Source organism: Nocardioides sp. WG-D5 (assembly GCF_054031175.1).
Genome location: NZ_CM132928.1, coordinates 1,907,446 through 1,924,897, shown reverse-complemented (window position 1 = coordinate 1,924,897; position 17,452 = coordinate 1,907,446). Strand labels below are relative to the sequence as shown.

18 protein-coding genes are annotated in these 17,452 nt (G+C 68.2%); 5 read left to right on the top strand and 13 right to left on the bottom strand.

From position 1 onward, the window contains the following. The first annotated feature begins 5 nt into the window (after positions 1-5). Both ACWZJV_RS09300 and ACWZJV_RS09295 read left to right on the top strand, forming a co-directional pair. Entirely contained in the window at positions 6-776 is a 771-nt protein-coding gene (locus tag ACWZJV_RS09300) for an LLM class F420-dependent oxidoreductase (RefSeq protein ID WP_196872861.1), read from the top strand. A gap of 58 nt (positions 777-834) precedes the next feature. Further along, positions 835-1,620: a hypothetical protein gene (locus ACWZJV_RS09295; RefSeq protein ID WP_457181243.1), complete on the top strand. Its 786-nt coding sequence runs from the start codon at positions 835-837 to the stop codon at positions 1,618-1,620. 4 nt (positions 1,621-1,624) lie between these two features. Here ACWZJV_RS09295 and ACWZJV_RS09290 read toward each other — a convergent pair whose 3' ends face one another. From ACWZJV_RS09290 to msrB, 3 genes are read right to left on the bottom strand one after another with little or no spacing between them, the layout of a single operon-like run. Beyond that, positions 1,625-2,515: an aminotransferase class IV gene (locus ACWZJV_RS09290; protein WP_196872863.1), complete on the bottom strand. Its 891-nt coding sequence runs from the start codon at positions 2,513-2,515 to the stop codon at positions 1,625-1,627. Beyond that, positions 2,515-3,228 carry a sulfotransferase-like domain-containing protein gene (locus ACWZJV_RS09285; RefSeq protein WP_196872864.1) on the bottom strand — a complete coding sequence of 238 codons (714 nt, stop codon included), beginning with the start codon at positions 3,226-3,228 and terminating at the stop codon, positions 2,515-2,517. The genes ACWZJV_RS09290 and ACWZJV_RS09285 overlap by 1 nt, the downstream gene beginning before the upstream one ends. 18 nt (positions 3,229-3,246) lie before the next feature. Then, positions 3,247-3,651 carry a peptide-methionine (R)-S-oxide reductase MsrB gene (gene msrB, locus ACWZJV_RS09280; protein WP_008361154.1) on the bottom strand — a complete coding sequence of 135 codons (405 nt, stop codon included), beginning with the start codon at positions 3,649-3,651 and terminating at the stop codon, positions 3,247-3,249. 109 nt (positions 3,652-3,760) lie between these two features. Between msrB and ACWZJV_RS09275 the strand changes: the two genes are divergently transcribed. After that, on the top strand, positions 3,761-4,201 hold the full coding sequence (locus tag ACWZJV_RS09275) for a cysteine dioxygenase (RefSeq protein WP_196872865.1): 441 nt from the start codon (positions 3,761-3,763) through the stop codon (positions 4,199-4,201). 15 nt (positions 4,202-4,216) lie between these two features. On the opposite strand, the gene ACWZJV_RS09270 is transcribed toward ACWZJV_RS09275, so the two are convergent. From ACWZJV_RS09270 to ACWZJV_RS09260, 3 genes are all read right to left on the bottom strand, one after another. Next, positions 4,217-5,512, bottom strand: a complete 1,296-nt coding sequence (locus tag ACWZJV_RS09270) for a GNAT family N-acetyltransferase (protein ID WP_457181242.1) — start codon at positions 5,510-5,512, stop codon at positions 4,217-4,219. Positions 5,513-5,551: 39 nt separating this feature from the next. Then, entirely contained in the window at positions 5,552-6,421 is an 870-nt protein-coding gene (locus tag ACWZJV_RS09265) for a DUF4349 domain-containing protein (protein WP_050800906.1), read from the bottom strand. 105 nt (positions 6,422-6,526) lie between these two features. Beyond that, positions 6,527-7,792 (bottom strand): putative secreted protein, encoded by a 1,266-nt coding sequence (locus ACWZJV_RS09260; RefSeq protein WP_008361158.1) that lies wholly within the window; start codon positions 7,790-7,792, stop codon positions 6,527-6,529. A 141-nt stretch (positions 7,793-7,933) separates the two neighbouring features. Between ACWZJV_RS09260 and ACWZJV_RS09255 the strand changes: the two genes are divergently transcribed. Next, the gene (locus ACWZJV_RS09255) at positions 7,934-9,019 is read left to right on the top strand and encodes a DNA polymerase domain-containing protein (RefSeq protein WP_008361159.1); all 1,086 of its coding nucleotides are present in this window, start codon (positions 7,934-7,936) and stop codon (positions 9,017-9,019) included. Positions 9,020-9,217: 198 nt separating this feature from the next. On the opposite strand, the gene ACWZJV_RS09250 is transcribed toward ACWZJV_RS09255, so the two are convergent. From ACWZJV_RS09250 to ACWZJV_RS09230, 5 genes are all read right to left on the bottom strand, one after another. After that, positions 9,218-9,742, bottom strand: a complete 525-nt coding sequence (locus ACWZJV_RS09250) for a hypothetical protein (protein ID WP_008361160.1) — start codon at positions 9,740-9,742, stop codon at positions 9,218-9,220. A gap of 33 nt (positions 9,743-9,775) precedes the next feature. Beyond that, positions 9,776-10,882, bottom strand: a complete 1,107-nt coding sequence (locus tag ACWZJV_RS09245; protein WP_457181241.1) for an ATP-dependent DNA ligase — start codon at positions 10,880-10,882, stop codon at positions 9,776-9,778. A gap of 164 nt (positions 10,883-11,046) precedes the next feature. After that, on the bottom strand, positions 11,047-13,587 hold the full coding sequence (locus tag ACWZJV_RS09240; RefSeq protein WP_457181240.1) for a S8 family peptidase: 2,541 nt from the start codon (positions 13,585-13,587) through the stop codon (positions 11,047-11,049). After that, positions 13,580-14,545, bottom strand: a complete 966-nt coding sequence (locus ACWZJV_RS09235; protein WP_457181239.1) for an AAA family ATPase — start codon at positions 14,543-14,545, stop codon at positions 13,580-13,582. Before ACWZJV_RS09235 ends, ACWZJV_RS09240 begins: the two co-directional genes overlap by 8 nt. Positions 14,546-14,803: 258 nt before the next feature. Further along, positions 14,804-15,478: a helix-turn-helix domain-containing protein gene (locus ACWZJV_RS09230; RefSeq protein ID WP_457181238.1), complete on the bottom strand. Its 675-nt coding sequence runs from the start codon at positions 15,476-15,478 to the stop codon at positions 14,804-14,806. 87 nt (positions 15,479-15,565) lie between these two features. Here ACWZJV_RS09230 and ACWZJV_RS09225 point away from each other — a divergent pair, with 87 nt between their 5' ends. Then, positions 15,566-16,408, top strand: coding sequence for a hypothetical protein (locus ACWZJV_RS09225; RefSeq protein WP_457181237.1), 843 nt, complete (start codon positions 15,566-15,568; stop codon positions 16,406-16,408). 72 nt (positions 16,409-16,480) lie between these two features. On the opposite strand, the gene ACWZJV_RS09220 is transcribed toward ACWZJV_RS09225, so the two are convergent. Both ACWZJV_RS09220 and ACWZJV_RS09215 read right to left on the bottom strand, forming a co-directional pair. Continuing rightward, positions 16,481-16,828 carry a hypothetical protein gene (locus ACWZJV_RS09220; RefSeq protein ID WP_457181236.1) on the bottom strand — a complete coding sequence of 116 codons (348 nt, stop codon included), beginning with the start codon at positions 16,826-16,828 and terminating at the stop codon, positions 16,481-16,483. Next, a complete protein-coding gene (locus tag ACWZJV_RS09215) occupies positions 16,825-17,424 on the bottom strand; it encodes an excisionase (protein WP_457181235.1) in 600 nt (199 codons plus the stop codon). Before ACWZJV_RS09215 ends, ACWZJV_RS09220 begins: the two co-directional genes overlap by 4 nt. Between the last annotated feature and the right edge of the window lie 28 nt (positions 17,425-17,452).

Genomic DNA, 17,452 nt, shown 5'->3' with positions numbered 1-17,452 from the left:
GACACATGACCATCCGCATCGGAGTCCAGATCCAGCCCCAGCACGCCGACTATGCCCAGATCCGCGACGCCGCGCGCCGCGCGGAGGAGATCGGCGTCGACGTGATCTTCAACTGGGACCACTTCTACCCGCTCTACGGAGAGCCCGACGGCAAGCACTTCGAGGCGTGGACGATGCTCGCCGCCTGGGCCGAGCAGACCACCCGCGTCGAGATCGGCTGCCTGGTGACCTGCAACTCCTACCGCAACCCCGAGCTGCTCGCCGACATGGCCCGCACCGTCGACCACATCTCCGACGGCCGGCTGCTCTTCGGCATCGGGTCGGGCTGGTTCGAGCGGGACTACACCGAGTACGGCTACGACTTCGGCACCGCCGGCTCCCGCCTCGACGCGCTCGGCGAGGCGCTCCCGCGCATCGAGAAGCGCTGGTCCGAGCTCAACCCCGCGCCCGTCCGGAAGATCCCGGTCATGATCGGTGGCGGCGGGGAGAAGAAGACCCTGAAGTACGTCGCGAAGCACGCCGACATCTGGCACTCCTTCTCCGACATCCCCACCCTCGAGCGCAAGCACGGCATCCTCGCCGAGCACTGCAAGAACGTCGGCCGCGACGTCTCCGAGATCGAGATCTCCGTCGAGGTCAGCGACGTCGAGTCGGCCAAGGAGTTCGCCGACGCCGGAGCCACGCTGTTCACCCACGGCGTCAACGGCCCCGACTACGACCTCTCGTTCCTGGAGGAGCTCGTCGCCTGGCGCGACGGCCAGGGCAGCGCAACGTAGGCACCGCCTCAGCCGTCAAAACAACATGTGGCGATATGGGTGGGTGCTGCTCCTGGTGGTGGCGAGCGCATGTGGGAACGACCGGGTGCTCGACCCGGCCACGGGGAGCGGCACCGTCCGCTCGACGGGCACCGTGACGGTGCTCGACAACGGCGGTGGCCCGCAGCTGTGCTACGGGGCGATCGCGGAGTCGATGCCGCCGCAGTGCGACGGGCTCGAGATGACCGGCTGGGACTGGGCCGACCATCCCGAGCACGAGGAGCACGCGGGCACGCGCTGGGGTGATTTCCAGGTCACGGGCACGCTCGACGACACGACGTTCGCCGTGACCGATGCGGTGCCGGCCGCCGACGCGTCCGTTCCGCCGGTCGAGGAGATCGACTTCAGCAGCCCGTGCCCGGAGCCCGAGGGCGGCTGGAAGGTGCTCGATCCCGAGCGGACCACGATGGAGACCCAGGAGGCGACCGTGGCCGCCGCCCAACGGCTGCCGGGCTACAGCGACCTGTGGCTCGACCAGACGCGGGTGGCGAGCCCGATGAACGACCCGCGCAAGCTCATCCTCAACGTACGCGTCACCGGTGACCCCGCCGCGGCCGAGAAGGAGCTGCGCAAGACCTGGGGCGGGATGCTCTGCGTCTCGCGCGCGACCGTGTCCCAGGAGGAGCTCGGCGAGATCCAGGAGGAGCTCGCCGACCAGCCGCACCACGTCAGCAGCGGTCTGTCGCGTGGTGTCGTCCACCTGCGCGTGCTGATCGATGACGGCGGTCTGCAGGAGCGCCTCGACGAGACGTACGGCAAGGGCACGGTCGTCCTCGACGGCGCCGTCTTCGAGCGAGTGGGGTGAGGCGTCAGGCGACGACCGTCCCCGAGGTCGCCTGCAGGTCCGCGTACGCCTTGGCGAGCTGCTGCGTCACCGGGCCGCGCTCGATCGGGCGGCCGTCGAGCGAGACCACCGGGGTGATGCCGCCCATGGTGCCGGTGACGAAGGCCTCGTCGGCCGTGTGGGCGTCGGTGAGCGAGAAGTCGCCGACGTCCACCGGCAGGCCCAGCTCGGCGGCGAGCTCGAGGACGGTGGCGCGGGTGATCCCCTCGGGGCACGCCCGGGTCGTCGAGGTGCGCAGCACCCCGTCGCGTACGTGGAAGAAGTGGGTGGCGTTGGTCTCGGCGATGTAGCCCGCGTCGTCGAGCATGAGCGCGTCGTCGGCGCCGGCGTTGTTGGCCTCGACCTTGGCCAGGATCGAGGGGATCAGGTTGTTGTGGTGGATCTTCGGGTCGAGCATGTCGGCGCGCGGGCGGCGCTGGGCAGCGGTGACGAGCGTGATCCCCGAGTCGTCGTAGACCGGCGACTTGAACTCGGCCAGCACGATCAGCGTGGGGCCGGACTGGTTGAGCCGCGGGTCCATGCCCGAGGTGACCTTCACGCCGCGCGAGAGGGTGAGCCGGATGTGGACGTCGTCGTGCATCGCGTTGGCGGCCAGGCACTCGCGGATCGCCTGGGTCATGAACTCGTCGGACGGGATGTCGGAGAAGGCCATCGCCCGCGCCGAGCGTCGCAGCCGGAGCAGGTGCTCGGAGAGCTTGAAGATGCGACCCCGGGTGAGCCGCAGGCCCTCCCAGACGCCGTCACCGCCCTGGGCGAGCGAGTCGAACGGCGAGATCCGCGCCTCCAGACGGTGGCTGAGCTCGCCGTTGATCCAGACCTGGATGTCGTCGTTGCGGGGGTCGTATGTCTGCAGCATCAGTCAACTTTCATGACATAGGGGGCGAGGCGATCGTAGTAGGGCAGGCAGCGCTCCAGCAGCGGCGCCAGGCGCGAGGGCAGCGGATCGGCCGCACCGGGGGAGGAGGCCGCGAAGCCGGTCGACGCCCACACCCCTGAGTACCAGTGCGGGGCCCACACGCCGTCGGAGTCGCGGCGTCCGGCCGGCCACGACAGCATCGCCTCGTCGAACCCGATGCCCAATGCCTCGCACAGCCCGACGAGAGCCGCCCTCGGCGAGGCCAGGATCGAGGCGGCATCGACCACCGGCCCGCCGAACTCCTCGAAGAGCGCCACCTGCTGCGGCAGCCCGAGGTCCTCGAGCGTCGGCTCCTCGCGGACCTTGGCGTAGGAGGTCAGCACCCGCTCCGGGTCGCGGACCAGGAACGCGTGCGAGAGCCCGGCGAAGGCGCCGTGGTCCATCTCCGGAAGGAGGTGATGGGTCATGTGCTTCTGGTACTGCACCTCCGAGCCGACCGGACCGGAGGTGATCTCCTCGGCCACGACCCGCCAGTCGTTCGGCTGGGAGGCGAGCACCTCGTCACGTCCTGGATGGTCGAGGCCCGTCGCCGAGAGGTAGGCGGCGTACAGCGGCTCGTCGACGACCGTGCAGTCCGGCCGGTTCTCGAACGAGCGCATCAGCGCCGTGGATAGGTTCCTCGGGCCTGACCACATGGCGATCCGCACTGTCACGGCGCCACGCTAGCCGGATCAGGCCTGGTCCGCGGGCTCCAGCGAGATCGAGATCGAGTTGATGCAGAACCGGTCGCCGGTCGGGGTGCCGTAGCCGTCGGGGAAGACGTGGCCGAGGTGGGAGCCGCAGTTGGCGCAGCGGACCTCCACCCGGTCCATCCCGTGCGACTTGTCCTCGACGTACTCGATCGTGTCGCTGATCGGCTGGTAGAACGACGGCCAGCCGCAGCCGGAGTGGAACTTGGTGTCCGACTCGAACAGCTTGGCCTTGCAGGCCTTGCAGGAGTAGACGCCCTTGGTCTCGGTGTCGGTGTATTCACCCGTGAACGCCCGCTCGGTGCCCGCCTGGCGCAGGACCGCGTACTCCTCGGGCGTCAGCTCTGCCCGCCACTCCTCGTCGGACTTCTCCACGTTGTAACCCATGGTTGAAATGGTACGTCTGGGGTGGGAGCAGCCCGCCATTGTCAGAGCCATTGCCAAAGTAGAGTGATCTACTATACTTAAACGTACGACGCTTCTGGAGGAGGCCACCATGAACGCACTTGCCACGCAGCCCCTGCTGGACGCCATCCGCACCTACGCCGACGAGGACCTGATCGCGCAGGTGCAGCCGCCCGAGACCGGGCGCGAGTTCCACCTCCTCCACCGCGACGACGCGGTCGAGGTGTGGCTGATCGCCTGGGCGCCCGGCGCCAGCACCGGCTTCCACGACCACGGCACCGCGACCACCGCCTTCACCGTGCTCACCGGCAGCCTGGTCGAGCACAACTGGCTCGGCGGCCTGCAGCTCGCCGACGTCGGCCCCGGCGATGCCCGGGCGCACGCCGCCGGCCACGTCCATGACGTCCGCAACGTCACCTCGCGCCCGGCGCTCAGCCTGCACGCGTACGCACCGCGGCTGGACGCGATGCACAACTACCACTTTCGCGGTGACCGAATCACTCTGATCGGCGCCGAGCCCGGGCGCGACTGAGCTGGTGGGGACCGGTCAGAAGCCGGTGATGCAGTAGGGCAGCGGACCGCCGTCGGCCATCGCCGCCCAGGTCTCGATCGCCTCGGGCGAGCCGGTGATCCGGCCGGCGGCCGCCAGCGTGCGTACGTCGACGCCGCCGAGATACAGGGCGCCGAGGGTGTCCGCGGCCAGCTCGACGGTCGGCGCGGCATCGGTGCGGGTCACCTCGGCGACACCGTCCGTGACCGTGATCCGCCAGGCGCCGTCGGCGTGCCCGAGCGGGTCGTCCACGCCGAGGACGATCTCCCCGGCGGCGTACCACGGCCGGGCCTGCAGGGCCGTCGGCACGTCGAGCACGCGCAGCCAGAGCATGTCGTCGAGCTCGGCTCTCTTGACCGCGAACGGCTCGGCGAGCGCCCAGTAGAGCGGGTCCTGCAGCGGAGCCCGGCGCCAGCCGACGCGCTCGACGAGGTCGATGTCGGCGAGGAACCGCCACAGCCGCAGGTAGGCCGCCGGGGTCAGCGCCACCAGGTCGACGACCCGGGCCATCCGCAGCCCGGAGTCGTTGCGCTCGTCGGCGGTCTTGTAGACGGCGTAGCCGTCCGGGGTGCCGGACGCGTCCAGGTGCAGCACGGCGCGCTGCTTCGACTCACCCTTCGAGTCGCCGTCGAAGTCGTAGGCGCTGGAGAGCCACGGCTCGTAGAACTGCGGCCGGGTGACGGAGCCACGGGTGCGCTCCTGGAACGTCGCGTAGATCTCGGCGACCGTCTTCCAGGCCTCGCCCGGCTCGATCAGCGTCACCGAGCCGTCGTCGGCCGGCACCTCCGGGCGAAAGCGGAACTTGGAGGTCACGTCGACCTCGATCTGGCGCAGGTGAGTGGCCGTGCCGAACCCGAAGCGACCGTAGATCGAGCCCTCCGAGACGGTCAGCGCCGCCAGCGGCACGCCGGCCGCGACCGCGTCGGCGAGCGAGACGGTCATCAGCTTGCGCAGCAGCCCTTGGCGCCGGTGGGTGGGGGAGACGGTCACGTCGCTGATCAGCAGCGTCGGCAGGCTGGCGCCACCGCCCACGTTGACCGGGGCGGTCCAGGAGGAGAACGTCGCGACCGGGATCGTGGCCGAGGAGAACTCCGAGCTCTCCGTCCACGCCCCGAGCAGCGTCACCGAGTCGGCGCGGGTGTGGTCGCGCCAGACCTGGATCCCGTCGTCGTTGCCGCGCGACTGGTGGAAGCCGCGCCGGGTGGCTTCGTACCAACCCTTCAGCTGGGCCTCGTCCCCGTCGAACGGGTCGAGGCTACGGAAGACGAGACCGGGGTGCTCGAGCGCGCTCATGCTCAGAACGTACGCCGTCGGCACCCCGATCTCGACCGGTTATTCCTCCGCCGGGCCGGCGGCGGGCGCCGTCGCGACCACCTGCCTCCGGCGCCGCGAGAGGAGCCAGACGGGCGCGGCCAGGAGCAGCACGACCGGCGTCCACGGGATGATGGCGCCGAGGGCGACCGCGAGGACACGGGCCGAGGCGCCCAGGGCGTCCCAGCCGGCCCCCAGCCCGGCCAGGAAGCCGGGGTCGTCGTCTCCGGAGCCGCCGGGACCGGCGCGATCGATGCTGACGGTGATGGTCGACAGCGAGGTCTGGTCCTCGAGAGCCGCCTGCTGGGCCAGCAGCGAGTTGAGGTCGGCCTCGCGCCGGGCGAGCTCCGACTCGATCGAGATGACATCGCCGATCCGCTCGGCGCGGGAGAGGAGCGTACGGATCCGCTCGATGCTGGTGCGGGCGTTCTTCACCCGCACCTCGGTGTCGACGACCTGGGTGGTGACGTCGGTGGTCGTGGTGTTGGAGTCGACCAGGGTGGCGGTGTCCTCGAGGTCGGCCATCGCGTCGTCGAACGACTTCGACGGGATCCGCAGCACCATGCGGGCGAAGCGTGGACCGTCGTCGTCGCTGTCGCTGGTCTCCTGCTCGGTGACCTGTCCGGCGTACTTGTCGGTGACGTGCTGCACCTGCGTACGCGCCTTTCCGACGTCCTTCGCGCTGAGCGAGACGGAGCCGGTGGAGATGATCGACGCCTTGACGACGGCCTGCTGCGGCGCCGCCTCGTCCGCGTCCTGCGCGGCCATCTCCGGGGCCGCCTTCCCGGCGGAGGAATCGGTCATCGCCTCGACCGAGTCGGAGTCGGCGGAGGACTCGCCCGATCCACCCGACCCGCCGCACGCGCCGAGGACGAAGATGCTGACAATCACAAGGGCCGCACCCGAGATAGGCCTGACCTTTGCTGGTTTCATGCTCTCAGTACGCCCGGGGGCATGGAAACGGTGCGGGATCCGGCTGGATTCTTCGGGCTATTTTCAGCTCGTCGCCGCCGCCACCACCAGGGCGAGGGTCTGGGAGACGATGTCGGCCCGCATGTCGGCGAGCGGCTCACCGCTGGAGTCCCCGGACAGCACCGGCACATGGATGTGTCCCTGCTTGGTGTCCGCCTCGAGCGCGTCGCGGAGGGCAGTGGTGCGGTAGGCCGACTCGTTGGACAGGTAGTCGCCGCCGCCACCTGCGACCGCCGTGGAGCCCGGCGTCGGGTCCTCCCGGGTGACCGGTGTGGTCGATCCGGCCGGGATCTCGGTGATGACCCGGTTGATGTTCACCGGGAAGGTGCCGGGGACGGCCGCTTTCATCGCCTCGACCGGCAGCGTGGTCCGGGTCCACTGCGGCTGCGGGTCGGTCCGAGGTACGTCCTCGGGGATCGGGATCGTCTCGTTGACGCTGACCCGGTCGTTGTCGGGGAAGGTGCCGCGATGGGCGCCGTTCCAGACCTCCAGGTCGAAACGGCCCGCGCGGCCCTGGCTGATGGTGACGGCGGTGTCCACGTCGCGCTTGCCGGGGACCAGGTGCGGCAGGAAGGCGCGCTCGACGGTGCCCTGTGCGAACGGCCCCCACAGCACCGGGAACACCACGGTCTGGATCTCGACGGGACCCTTCGCCGTCTGGACGACGCGCCCGTCCATCGCGAGCGCCGTCGCGCCCGACGGGTTGGACTGCCGGATGTTGCGGTCCAGGGTGAACGGGTCGAAACCGGAGGCGAGAACCTGCCGCTGCCTGCCCTGCTGCCCACCGCTGAACCGGGTCGTGTCGATGCCTCGCGAGGCCCGGTCGAAGGCCTGCGCCACCTTGCGCCGAGCATCCTCCGACCAGGTCGGGAAGCCCGGGGCCACGCGGGCGATCTCGAGCTCGCCGGCGAGACGCGCCCAGTAGAGAGGCCGGTCGTCGCTGCGTGGCAGGTCGCCGCCGGCGTCGCCGCGGCCCTGCACGCGGTCGACCGCTCGCTGCCACAGCGCCTGGCCGGCGAGCCGTGCCGCAGCGGTCGCGGTCTTGCTGTCGCGCGCCTCGCAGAGGGCCGCCCGCACCGCGCCGGCGACGTCGTCGAAACCGGAGCGGGCCAGGATGTCGGTGACCGCCGGGTCGGTGAGTCGGGTGTGCTCCACCCGGATGTCGGGCGAGGCGACGGTCCCGCAGCCCGGAGCGGCGCTCGCCGTCGCGGGCGCACCGGCGAGGCCGAGGGAGATGGCGGCGGCCAGGGCCGCCGTGGCGGCGGTCAGCGCCGTGGTTCGAGTCGACATGTGGGGGTCCTCCGAGATCGTGGCCGTCGCCGTACGTTGGAGCGGATCATGCCGGTCTCGAGACGTACTGGCCAGTGAGTTGCGGAAGTCGGCCGGGCGATTTCGCTGGGGGAGGGGCCTGGGGCGGGCTAGGTTGGCGCCATGGCGAAGACACCGGCGGCACATGTGCAGGCAGGCGAGCGCGAGGTGCGGATCTCCAGCCCGGACCGGGTGATCTACGAGGCGACGGACCGCACCCCTGAGGTCACCAAGCTGATGGTCGCGGAGTTCTTCGCGTCGGTCGGCGAACCGCTGATGCGGGCGCTGCGCGAGCGCCCGACCGCCCTGGAACGCTGGCCCGACGGCTGGCGTGAGGGCATGAAGCTGGCCACCGGCCCCACCGACAAGGAGGGTGACGGCTTCTACCAGAAGCGCACGCCCAAGGGTGCCCCCGACTACCTCGAGGAGGTCGAGATCACCTTCCCGAGCGGGCGTAAGGCGCGAGAGATCTGCCCCACCGAACTCGCGGTCCCGGTCTGGTGCGCCCAGATGGGCACCCTCACCTTCCACCCCTGGCCCGTCCGCCGCGCGGACGTCGACCACCCCGACGAGCTGCGGATCGACCTCGACCCCCAGCCCGGCACCGACTTCGCCGACGTCGTGCGCGTCGCCGGCGTCGCCCGGGAGACCCTGGAGGAGCTCGGCCTGCGCGGCTTCGCGAAGACCAGCGGCAACCGCGGCGTCCACATCTACGTACGCATCCGGCCCGAGTGGACCTTCGAGGAGCTGCGCCACGCCGCGATCGGCTTCGGTCGCGAGCTGGAGCGCCGCGACGGGGGAGTGACCACCGCGTGGTGGAAGGAGGAGCGCGGGGAGCGGGTCTTCGTCGACTTCAACCAGAACAACCGGGACCGGACCATCGCTTCGGCCTACTCGTTGCGCCCCAAGCCCGGCGCCCCGGTCTCCACGCCGCTCACCTGGGAGGAGCTGGCCGACCTCAAGGATCCGCGCGAGCTCAACCTCTTCACCGTCCCCGACTTCCTCGCCGACGGCGACCGCTGGACGCAGATCGACGACGAGGCGTACGACCTGACGCCGCTGCTCGAGCTCTGGGAGAAGCTGCCCGGGGGCGAGCTCAACTTCCCGCCCGACTACCCGAAGATGCCGGGCGAGCCGCCGCGCGTGCAGCCGAGCAAGAAGGTCGCGTCCCACTGGGACGAGGAGGGCAACCGGATCGGCGACACATAGTAGAAGTGCCCGCTCAGCGCGGATCCCCCGATCGCACGAGCAGGCACTTCAGTCCGCTGGATCCCCCCGGAACAGCGGACCCCAAGATCCTAGGCGAATGCAGGCTACAACTGCCACGTGAAGCCGGTAACAGAGCGGTAACCTTTGATGTGGCGCCTATCACTTTTGCGGATTTCGCGGTAGTGGAGGCGATCCGCCTCACATTCCGTTGATTCCTTCGCCTTCGCCGGCCTGTTCGTCGAAGTTCTCGTGCTCGATCAGATGCAGCACCGGGACGTGGAGGTGCCGGCGGGCCTGGTGGGTCCAGTCGACGTGGAAGAACTCGGCCACGACGTGCGGCCGGGTCATGATGATCGCCTCCCGGCCGTCGACCGCGGCGACCTTGGCGCGCAGCGCCTTGACCGGGTCCTGGACGAGCTCGCCGTGGGCGGAGGCGCCCGAGGTCTTGAGGACCTTCAGGGTCTGGGCGAGGGCCTTCTCGGCCTCCTCCTTGGCCTCCTCGCGCACCGCGTCGAGGTCGATCTCGTTCATGATCATGGCCGAGCCCAGGTATTCGGCAGCGCTGAGCGTGCCCATCGCCGACTCGATCCGCGCGGCTGCGTCCTCCAGGGGCAGCAGCACGTGGTAGACCGGGTCCTCGACTCCCTCGTGGAGGGAGTGGACCCGGGTCGCGTCGTCGAGAGTGATTGCCTGCTCGACCAGGAGTACGACGTCGTAGCTCATGTCTCCGACACTAGCCGGATTTAACAGTGCTGTTTAGCGGGGCGCTCCGAGCACCTCGGACAGCTCGTACGCCACCGGCTCCTCGAGCTGCTCGTAGCCGCACGACTCCGGGTCGCGGTCGGGGCGCCAGCGCTTGAACTGCGCGGTGTGCCGGAACCGGCGCCCCTCCATGTGGTCGTAGCCCACCTCGACCACCCGCTCCGGGCGCAGCGGGGTGAAGGACAGGTCCTTCCCCTGCGACCAGCGGCTCTGGGTGCCGGGAACCCGGTCGGGGTTGGCGGTGAGGAACTCCTGCCAGCGGCCCCACGGGTGCTCCTCGATGGGGACGACCAGCTCCTGCAGCTCCTGCCACAGCTCGGCGCGTCGCGCGGCCGTGAAGGAGGCCGAGACCCCGATGTGCTGCAGCTCCGGCCGGCCATCCTCCCCGGGCGCGTACAGGCCCAGCAGCAGGCTCCCCAGCAGCGGCTTCTCCGGCGTGGAGGTCTTGTGCTCGCGGTAGCCCGCCACGACCACGTCGGCCGTACGCGAGTGCTTGATCTTCAGCATCGTCCGCTTGTCGGGGGAGTAGGGCGCGTCCAGCGGCTTGGCCATCACCCCGTCCAGCCCGGCGCCCTCGAACCGGGTGAACCAGTCCTGGGCGATCGCGGGGTCGGTCGTCGTCGTGCACAGATGGACGTTGTCCGAGGTCACGGTCGAGAAGATCTCCTCGAGCGCCGCCCGCCGCTCGGTCAGCGGCTTCTCCACGAAGCTCTCCTCGCCGATCGCGAGCAGATCGAAGGCGGCGTACGCAGCGGGCGTCTCCTCCGCCAGCAGCGTGATCCGGGACGCGGCCGGGTGGATCCGCTGCTGCAGCACCTCGAACTCGAGCCGGTCGCCGATCGCCACGAAGATCTCCCCGTCGAGCACGATCTTCTCCGGTAGCGCCTTCCGCATCGCCTCGACCACCTCGGGGAAGTAGCGCGTCAGCGGCTTGGTGTTGCGCGAGGCCAGCTCCACCTCGTCGCCGTCCTTGAACACGATGCACCGGAAGCCGTCCCATTTTGGTTCTAGTTGGACGTTGGGTGCCATGGAGAGCACCTTCTCAAGCGATGCCGGCTTAGCCAGCATTGGCAGGATCGGCGGCATTACGGGCAGGTCCACATCAACACCCTAAGACCAGCAGTCCTAGTGCGGCGTGGCGCACTCGCTGCGGTCTACCCGAATCTGTTTCCACGGGCGGTGGCGTCCGACGTCCTAAAGCCGAGAACGTGGCAGAACAGGACGACCGGGTCAAGAGATCGGCCGGAGGGGTTAGGTGTTGGTTGTCAGGTGGCTGAGATCGCGATCGGGATGCGCAGTGTGTTGGCGATAGGCGTGTAGAGGTCGACGTCCTCGCTGGCAGTCTTGAGGGAGACGACGAGGGCGTAGCGAACGGGTCGATTGATTCGCGCCCTGGTTGTGTTGTTCTTCCACCATCCGCCGACGGGGTAGACGGCGAGTTTGCCGGAGCCGGCAAGCTCGATCCCAGTGGTCGGCCAGATGTCCTGGTGGAGCGAGCCAAGGTTGCGCTGGTTAGCGCCGACCAACCACTGCACCTGCTCGGCCTGGGGTCGCCCACCACCCTCTTCGGTGCGCGCGTCGCGGTTGATGCGCTGTACGAACTCAGACTCGGTTTCGAGTGGATCCTGCACCTCGAACCGCAGCTGGTGGGAGGCGTAGCGGTATCGCTGTCGCCAGCCACGGCGAGAGGCTGTCGGCTCGATGAAATAAGACAGCGTGACACGTAGGTCGACGCGCGCGTCGCCGATCTCTTCGAGGGCTTCCTGTGGCCAGGGCAGGTCGTGGAGCCGGAACGCGGGGATCTTGAAGTCATCGCCCTCGAAGGGAACGAACTTGTCCTGAACGACCAGCGTGACGGCCTGGTCGGTGGAGTAGAGAACCCGGTCCTCGGTCGGCACACCCCAGCCGTAGCGCCGCAGCATCATCTGCTGTGCCTTCCGGCCGCTCTTGCGCGCAGCGTTGATTGCTGCTCGCATAGTCGAGGTCCAGTCGGCGCCGTGCACGAGCAGTGCGCGGATGGTCTCTGGCCAGTAGTCGGGGTAGGCGGCCATGGCGAGGGCCGCGAGCCGGGAAGCATGTGCTGTCGCGGCGCTCGTGGCATGTGCCGAGTCGAGCGCGAGCGTGTTGGTGTGGGCTGTGGTCCGTGTCGACAGTGCGGCGTGGCCGGGCTCGAACAGTCCGTTGCCGTCGTGGAGGACGTTGCCGCCCTCCATCACGATATCCGGCTTGATTGGCCACGGTGTGTTGCCGAAGGTAAGTGAGGTCCGGCTGTAGGGCGAAAGCTCGCCGCCGGGGGCTACGACGTCCCAGCCTGTGTAGGCCGGATCCGTCGGTGGTGTCACCAACTCGGTATGGGCACCTACGGTGAGAGCGTTCCAGGACTGTGCAGGGTCCTGGACCGCGGAGAGGTCCGAATAGTTGAGATGGTCGGCGACGTACTGGTCGACGTTGCCGGCCGAAACGATCAGGAGGCGTGTCAGATCGGGGTCGGGGGCGGCGATCAGTTCGAGCTCGTCGCCGTTGCGGACCACATCGGCGCCGGCGGCAAGCGCATCGACAGTCGCCGACCACAGGGTCGGCTGACCTGGTACGCCAGGCGTATCGCTCGTGGCGGTCACAGGCAAGCAGAACACACGATCTCGCCCCGAGACGATCTCTGGGAGAGATACCGCCTGTGCAGTGACGTCGCCATAGGTCACGGGATCGTGCGGAGCCTCGGTGCCGTGCGGCAGGATCCGCACCGACTCGAGTCGATGCCGCAGCGCCACAGGCTCTGTCCCGGTCAGGAGTCTGTCGAGGTCGCCATAGAGGGCGATGCCCGCCATCTTCGTGCCATGGCCGTCCCGGTCGAATCCGCTTGTGCCGACAACGGTGTGAAGATCGCTCGAAGCGAGCGAGTCTTCCAGTAGGACGTGGGTTCGGGCCACGCCTGTGTCGAGGTGACAGACCGCCGGAGCGGATTCGTCGGCAGGCTCTAGCCGATCGAGCAGTTCCTCGACGTACTCGGACTGCTCATCGACCGTGAGGTCCTCGATCGTGTCGACGAACTCGGGTCGCCTGATCTCTGCGATCGGCACCGCCGTGAACGGAAGCGCTTGGAGTTGGTCCCAGGTTGCCTCGACCCAGGTCACGTCACGATCGATCAGGTGGAGCATGCGCGGCGAGACCCTGAGGTCCTGTGAGTCTGCGAACCGTTGAAGACGGCCCCGGCCGTCGGCGCCGGGGCGAAGCCACAATTCCCACCAGCACTTGCCGGTCGCGGGCGGCACGCCGTCGGACTGCCACAGGTCCGCAAGGACGGTCTGACGGATCCGTGCGATGTTCGCGACCAGTTCGTTGTTGCGCGGCGTGCCTGTGGTACTGCTGCGCTTTAGGTAGTCCTCGAAGAGCTTCAAGAACTCGGCACGGTACTGGTCGCTGACCCAGACCGTGGCCCGCTCCGGAACTCCTTCGTCGTACTGGGCGGGAAGGACAGAGAGGAGCAGCCACTTTGGGCGTTTCGGTGTGTTGCGGTGCGTGCTGCGCCGCTCCAGTCGGTCGAGCGCGATGGGGTAGTCGGCCTGCGGACCCACAAGTGTCACAATCGTGCCGAGCGCCCGAAGTTCTGCTTCGGTGAGGAACTCCTCGCGCGCCTCGTCGCTGCCGTCCAGCACCGACTGCAACTCGTCCAGCCGCCCGCGGCCGTGGCTGGCCCGGTCCTCCACGGGACGAATCCGGGGGTTTCCGCGTCCGCGGCGGCGGAACTCTTCGTCGATGGATCTGTTCTCTACCAGCAGGTGGCTCAGATGCTGACGCGCCTCAGCCAAGAGTGCCCGACTTCCGGATTTCGAGGGCGGCACGCAGGTCATCGAGGGCGACCGGCGTGGTTCCGTTGAGAATCGCGGTCTTGGCGGCGCTCTCAGCGGCGCGTACCAGATCGGCGTGCGAGAGCCCGTCCATGGCCTGGGTCAGGGATGCCCAGCGCACCCCCTTGGCCAGCGAGCCGAGCCGGCCGCGCATCACGGCGGCACCCTGCTTGGCGTCAGGGAGGGCGTAGTCCAGCACCATGTCGAAGCGCCGGAACAGCGCCCGGTCGAGTATTGAACGATGGTTGGTGGCAGCAATAATCAGGCTCTCGCTGCCGCTGTTCTCCAAGAACACCAGGAACGAATTCAGGATCCGGCGCGCCTCGCCGACGTCGTTGCCCTTGCGGTCGCCACCGAGCGCATCGAACTCGTCGAACAAATAGACGGCGCGTTGTTGCTCCGCTGCGTCGAAGAGCGCGCGGAGCTTGCTAGCGGTCTCGCCCATGAACTTGCTCATCAGGCTGTCCAGCCGGATCGTGAGAAGCGGCAGAGCCAGTTCATGTGCCAGCACCGCCGCGGTCATCGTCTTGCCGGTCCCGGGAGGTCCTTCCAGCAGCAACCTGTGGGCAGGGTCGAACCCATGGTCCAGGAGGTTCTTCCGCTGCCGCTGCTCTGTCAGGATCCGCGTCACCTGAGCCGCCAGCTCTGCCGGTAACACCAGGTCCTTCAAACTGACCGTCGGGTGGGACGCGATGACTAGATCCGCGACATCCCCCTTCGGGCGGGCGATCGACGTGACCTTCGAGGGCGACGCTGCCCGAGACGACTCGACTGCCGACTTCAGGTCCGCGGCCAGCCTGTTGTGACCTTTCCGCGCGGCAGACGCCGCAACTTGCAACGCGACGGAGTAGAACGCAGCGTCGTCACCATTGGCGTGGGAACGCACCAAAGCCTTGAACTGCTCGCTCGTCCCTGCCATCGGTCGTCACCTCCCTCGTCCTGATCGAAGTCTAGGGTCTCGCACCGTCAGAATCCGCCGTTCGCATGGTCCAGCGTCACGCGATCACGCCGCTACCGACCGCGTGGACGGGGCTCTCCCGAGCCGGGGCTGGTGGTGGCCTAATCACACGAAGCAGACGGTCATTCCGCAGGATCAGGAGCGACCAACCTACATGACGGCTCAGCGACCGTTGACCGGAAGCAGCCGCGCGACCTTCCCGAACTGCTATGACGACCCTCACCAATGCCGCATCAACACTCGGATCTGGTCGGGATCGAGCCCGTAGGCGGCCAGACGTCGGAACACCCGCAGCTTCTTGGCGCGCGTAGCCGTTCGACGTCGGTAGTCCTGCCCCCATTCCCGAGCGTCTGCGACCATAAGGTCCTCGACTGCCTGATCCGCGGTCTGGCTGACCAGTGGCCACCATGCGGTGCGGATTTCGGGAGGAAGTGTGTCGGCCAGATCGGGCCAGGCATCGACCAGGAGCGCAGCGTCGAGGTGCTCGAAGAGCTGTGTTTCGTCGCCGTAGCGCAGTAGCCAGGCGTAACCAGCAGCCCGCTTGTCGCGATCACCCAACGCGAACACCTTGTGGTCACGACCATGCCATACCCATAGCGGCGCGAAGCATTGCTCGGGAGCCAATCGCCACAGTCGGTTCGGCACGAGGGCCGTGGACCTTCCGGGACCAGCGACCGCGATCTGGTGAAAGGTGATCCGTTCGTTGAGGGTGAGCTCGAAGTCGAGGCAGCGCAAGACTCGCTCAAGGACGGCGAGGGTGGGTGACTTCGCTCCGCGTTCGTAGGCCGACAGCGATGGCTGTGAGGTGCCGCATCGGCGCGCGAGCGCTTCTTGGGTCAACCCGCGAGCAACGCGAGCGGCCTCCAGGAGCGAACCCTCGTGGCCGACGGCCATACCAAAACATAACTCTTCAGATCTGACACGCTCAAGAGCCGCATTCGTCGTGCGCACCTACCTGGTGAAGCGAGGAACGGAGGCGTGATGAGTGTTGCAGACGAGTACGGATTCGACGATCCAAGATCGCCGCTGCTGGTCGAAGCACGCACAGGATGGGAACGATGGTGTGCGGCGGACCCACAATTGGCCGTCGTCGATGACCTTACCGAGCTACGAGAGTGGACCCAGCACGCGAGCCACGAGGACAAGGTGGCGGTGCTGCGCACGCTGGCGGACCTGACGGTGGCCGACCGTTCTGCGGTTGCGGCGCTGGTGTGGTTGCTAATTCCCGGGGCGTGTCGTGTCGCCGAAATACTGAGTGATCTCTCCCTGGACATCGATGCGCTGGTCGCCTCTGAACTGTGGGTGCAGGCATCCCAGGCGCATCGGCTGCGAACGCCGTGGCTGGCCCGGGCACTCTTGAACGCGACCCGGCGGGAGGTCGCGGCCTCTCTCGATGTCGGCAGCCATGCCGACCGTCATTGGAAGCAGGTGCTGCTCACTGACGAGCTTGCCATGCTCGGAAGCGTCGCCAACGATCGCGCAGCCGTGGAGGGGGAGGTTGCGCCGGAGGTGGAGTTGCGTGAGTTCCTCGGCCTGGCAATCCGCGACCACGCTGTCGAGGAGGAGGATGTGCGTCTACTCCACGAGCTCGCCGCCGCAGCCGAGACCGTCAGAGCACCGTCGCGTCGCGGACGACTGGGCTTGACCACACCTGCGGCCGTCGAACTGGTTGCGCGCGACCGCCCGGAGGCTGCCCGTACGCTGCGGCGACGTGCTGTGCGCTCGCTGGACCGGCTGAAGGTTTATGCCGCGGTGTGGACCGACGACACCAGCCGTCAGCGTTGGTGCTCAGAGCAGAAGGGCCGGGAGATCGGTGCAGCCTGACCCAGGAGGTCTTGATGACACGATCCTCGCCGAGCCTGCATGAAGGTTTGGTGCCTGGCAGCGGTTCGATTCTCACCAGCGGCGGTTCCGCCGGCGTTGTCGGGAGTGCCAGTAGATCCAGTCTCGCTCTTCTTGGCCGAGATCTGCTGGTGGCAAACTGTCGCGTTGCTTGAAGTACCACATGACAGACCGCGCGCCGCCGATGGTCATGCCGTCAGCCAAAAGGGCCTTGAGGGCGTCTAGTGATGCTCGGGTGACCCGGTAATGGACCTGGCCCGGGGCGTAGAAGCGCCTGTCGAGGCACCAGCAGATCTCGTTGGCCTTCCAGATCGGGACGTCCAACTCGTCTGCAACTCGCCGGGCCGATACGAGCAGTTTGGGAGGGTCGGGCGGCTCCCAGTGCTGGGGCTGCATGTTCACCACCAGCTCTTCCCGGACTCTCTCGGCATCGAGTTCACCCAGGCGAGAAGCGATCCGTACACGATCCGATAGTTCTTCCTGCCCTCGCCGATGTAGACGCGGTCAAGGTCACCGAGTGAGACCGCCTGACGGATCGCATGTTCAGGGAGGCTGAGCGTCCATGCGGCCTCCTTGACGGTGACGAGGATCTTCTCGTCGTACGGATCGCTCACGTTGTCAGGGAACAGCGAGTCTCCCGCCGGTTTGCCTCCTCGGCGCCGTTTACCGGCTGGCGAGTCGACGGTGAGGTCGATCTCGGGTTTGGCCTCTCTCTTCCCAGGCCGCTCGCGTGCCGGTGTCGGCGGGGGCGACTTGGGCGCAGGATCGGGTTCCGACCCGAGGTGACCGGGTGGGTACGTCCCATGCTCGAGGTAATGGAGACCGGCGGTGGTGAGCGTTGCATGCCATCGGGGTCCACGGCCCCGGATCTTGACGAGCCTTCGCCTCTCCAGAGCGCGTGCCGTCAGCCGCTGCGGGTTCGTCGCTTCGCCGGCACCGGGCGCTCCCGCAAGCCAGTTGAGCAGGGCCACCTGGTTGTCGTTGAGTCGTCCTGTCACGTCCCCTGAGCCTAGGGCGATGAATCGG

Bases quoted from the DNA above. Each gene is read 5' to 3' on its own strand.
- ACWZJV_RS09255 (WP_008361159.1), top strand. From the start codon at position 7,934: ATGGCGAAGACACCGGCGGCACATGTGCAGGCAGGCGAGCGCGAGGTG.
- ACWZJV_RS09225 (WP_457181237.1), top strand. From the start codon at position 15,566: ATGAGTGTTGCAGACGAGTACGGATTCGACGATCCAAGATCGCCGCTG.
- ACWZJV_RS09290 (WP_196872863.1), bottom strand. From the start codon at position 2,515: ATGCTGCAGACATACGACCCCCGCAACGACGACATCCAGGTCTGGATC.
- ACWZJV_RS09300 (WP_196872861.1), top strand. From the start codon at position 6: ATGACCATCCGCATCGGAGTCCAGATCCAGCCCCAGCACGCCGACTAT.
- ACWZJV_RS09275 (WP_196872865.1), top strand. From the start codon at position 3,761: ATGAACGCACTTGCCACGCAGCCCCTGCTGGACGCCATCCGCACCTAC.
- ACWZJV_RS09270 (WP_457181242.1), bottom strand. From the start codon at position 5,512: ATGAGCGCGCTCGAGCACCCCGGTCTCGTCTTCCGTAGCCTCGACCCG.
- ACWZJV_RS09230 (WP_457181238.1), bottom strand. From the start codon at position 15,478: ATGGCCGTCGGCCACGAGGGTTCGCTCCTGGAGGCCGCTCGCGTTGCT.
- ACWZJV_RS09260 (WP_008361158.1), bottom strand. From the start codon at position 7,792: ATGTCGACTCGAACCACGGCGCTGACCGCCGCCACGGCGGCCCTGGCC.
- ACWZJV_RS09250 (WP_008361160.1), bottom strand. From the start codon at position 9,742: ATGAGCTACGACGTCGTACTCCTGGTCGAGCAGGCAATCACTCTCGAC.
- ACWZJV_RS09235 (WP_457181239.1), bottom strand. From the start codon at position 14,545: ATGGCAGGGACGAGCGAGCAGTTCAAGGCTTTGGTGCGTTCCCACGCC.
- msrB (WP_008361154.1), bottom strand. From the start codon at position 3,651: ATGGGTTACAACGTGGAGAAGTCCGACGAGGAGTGGCGGGCAGAGCTG.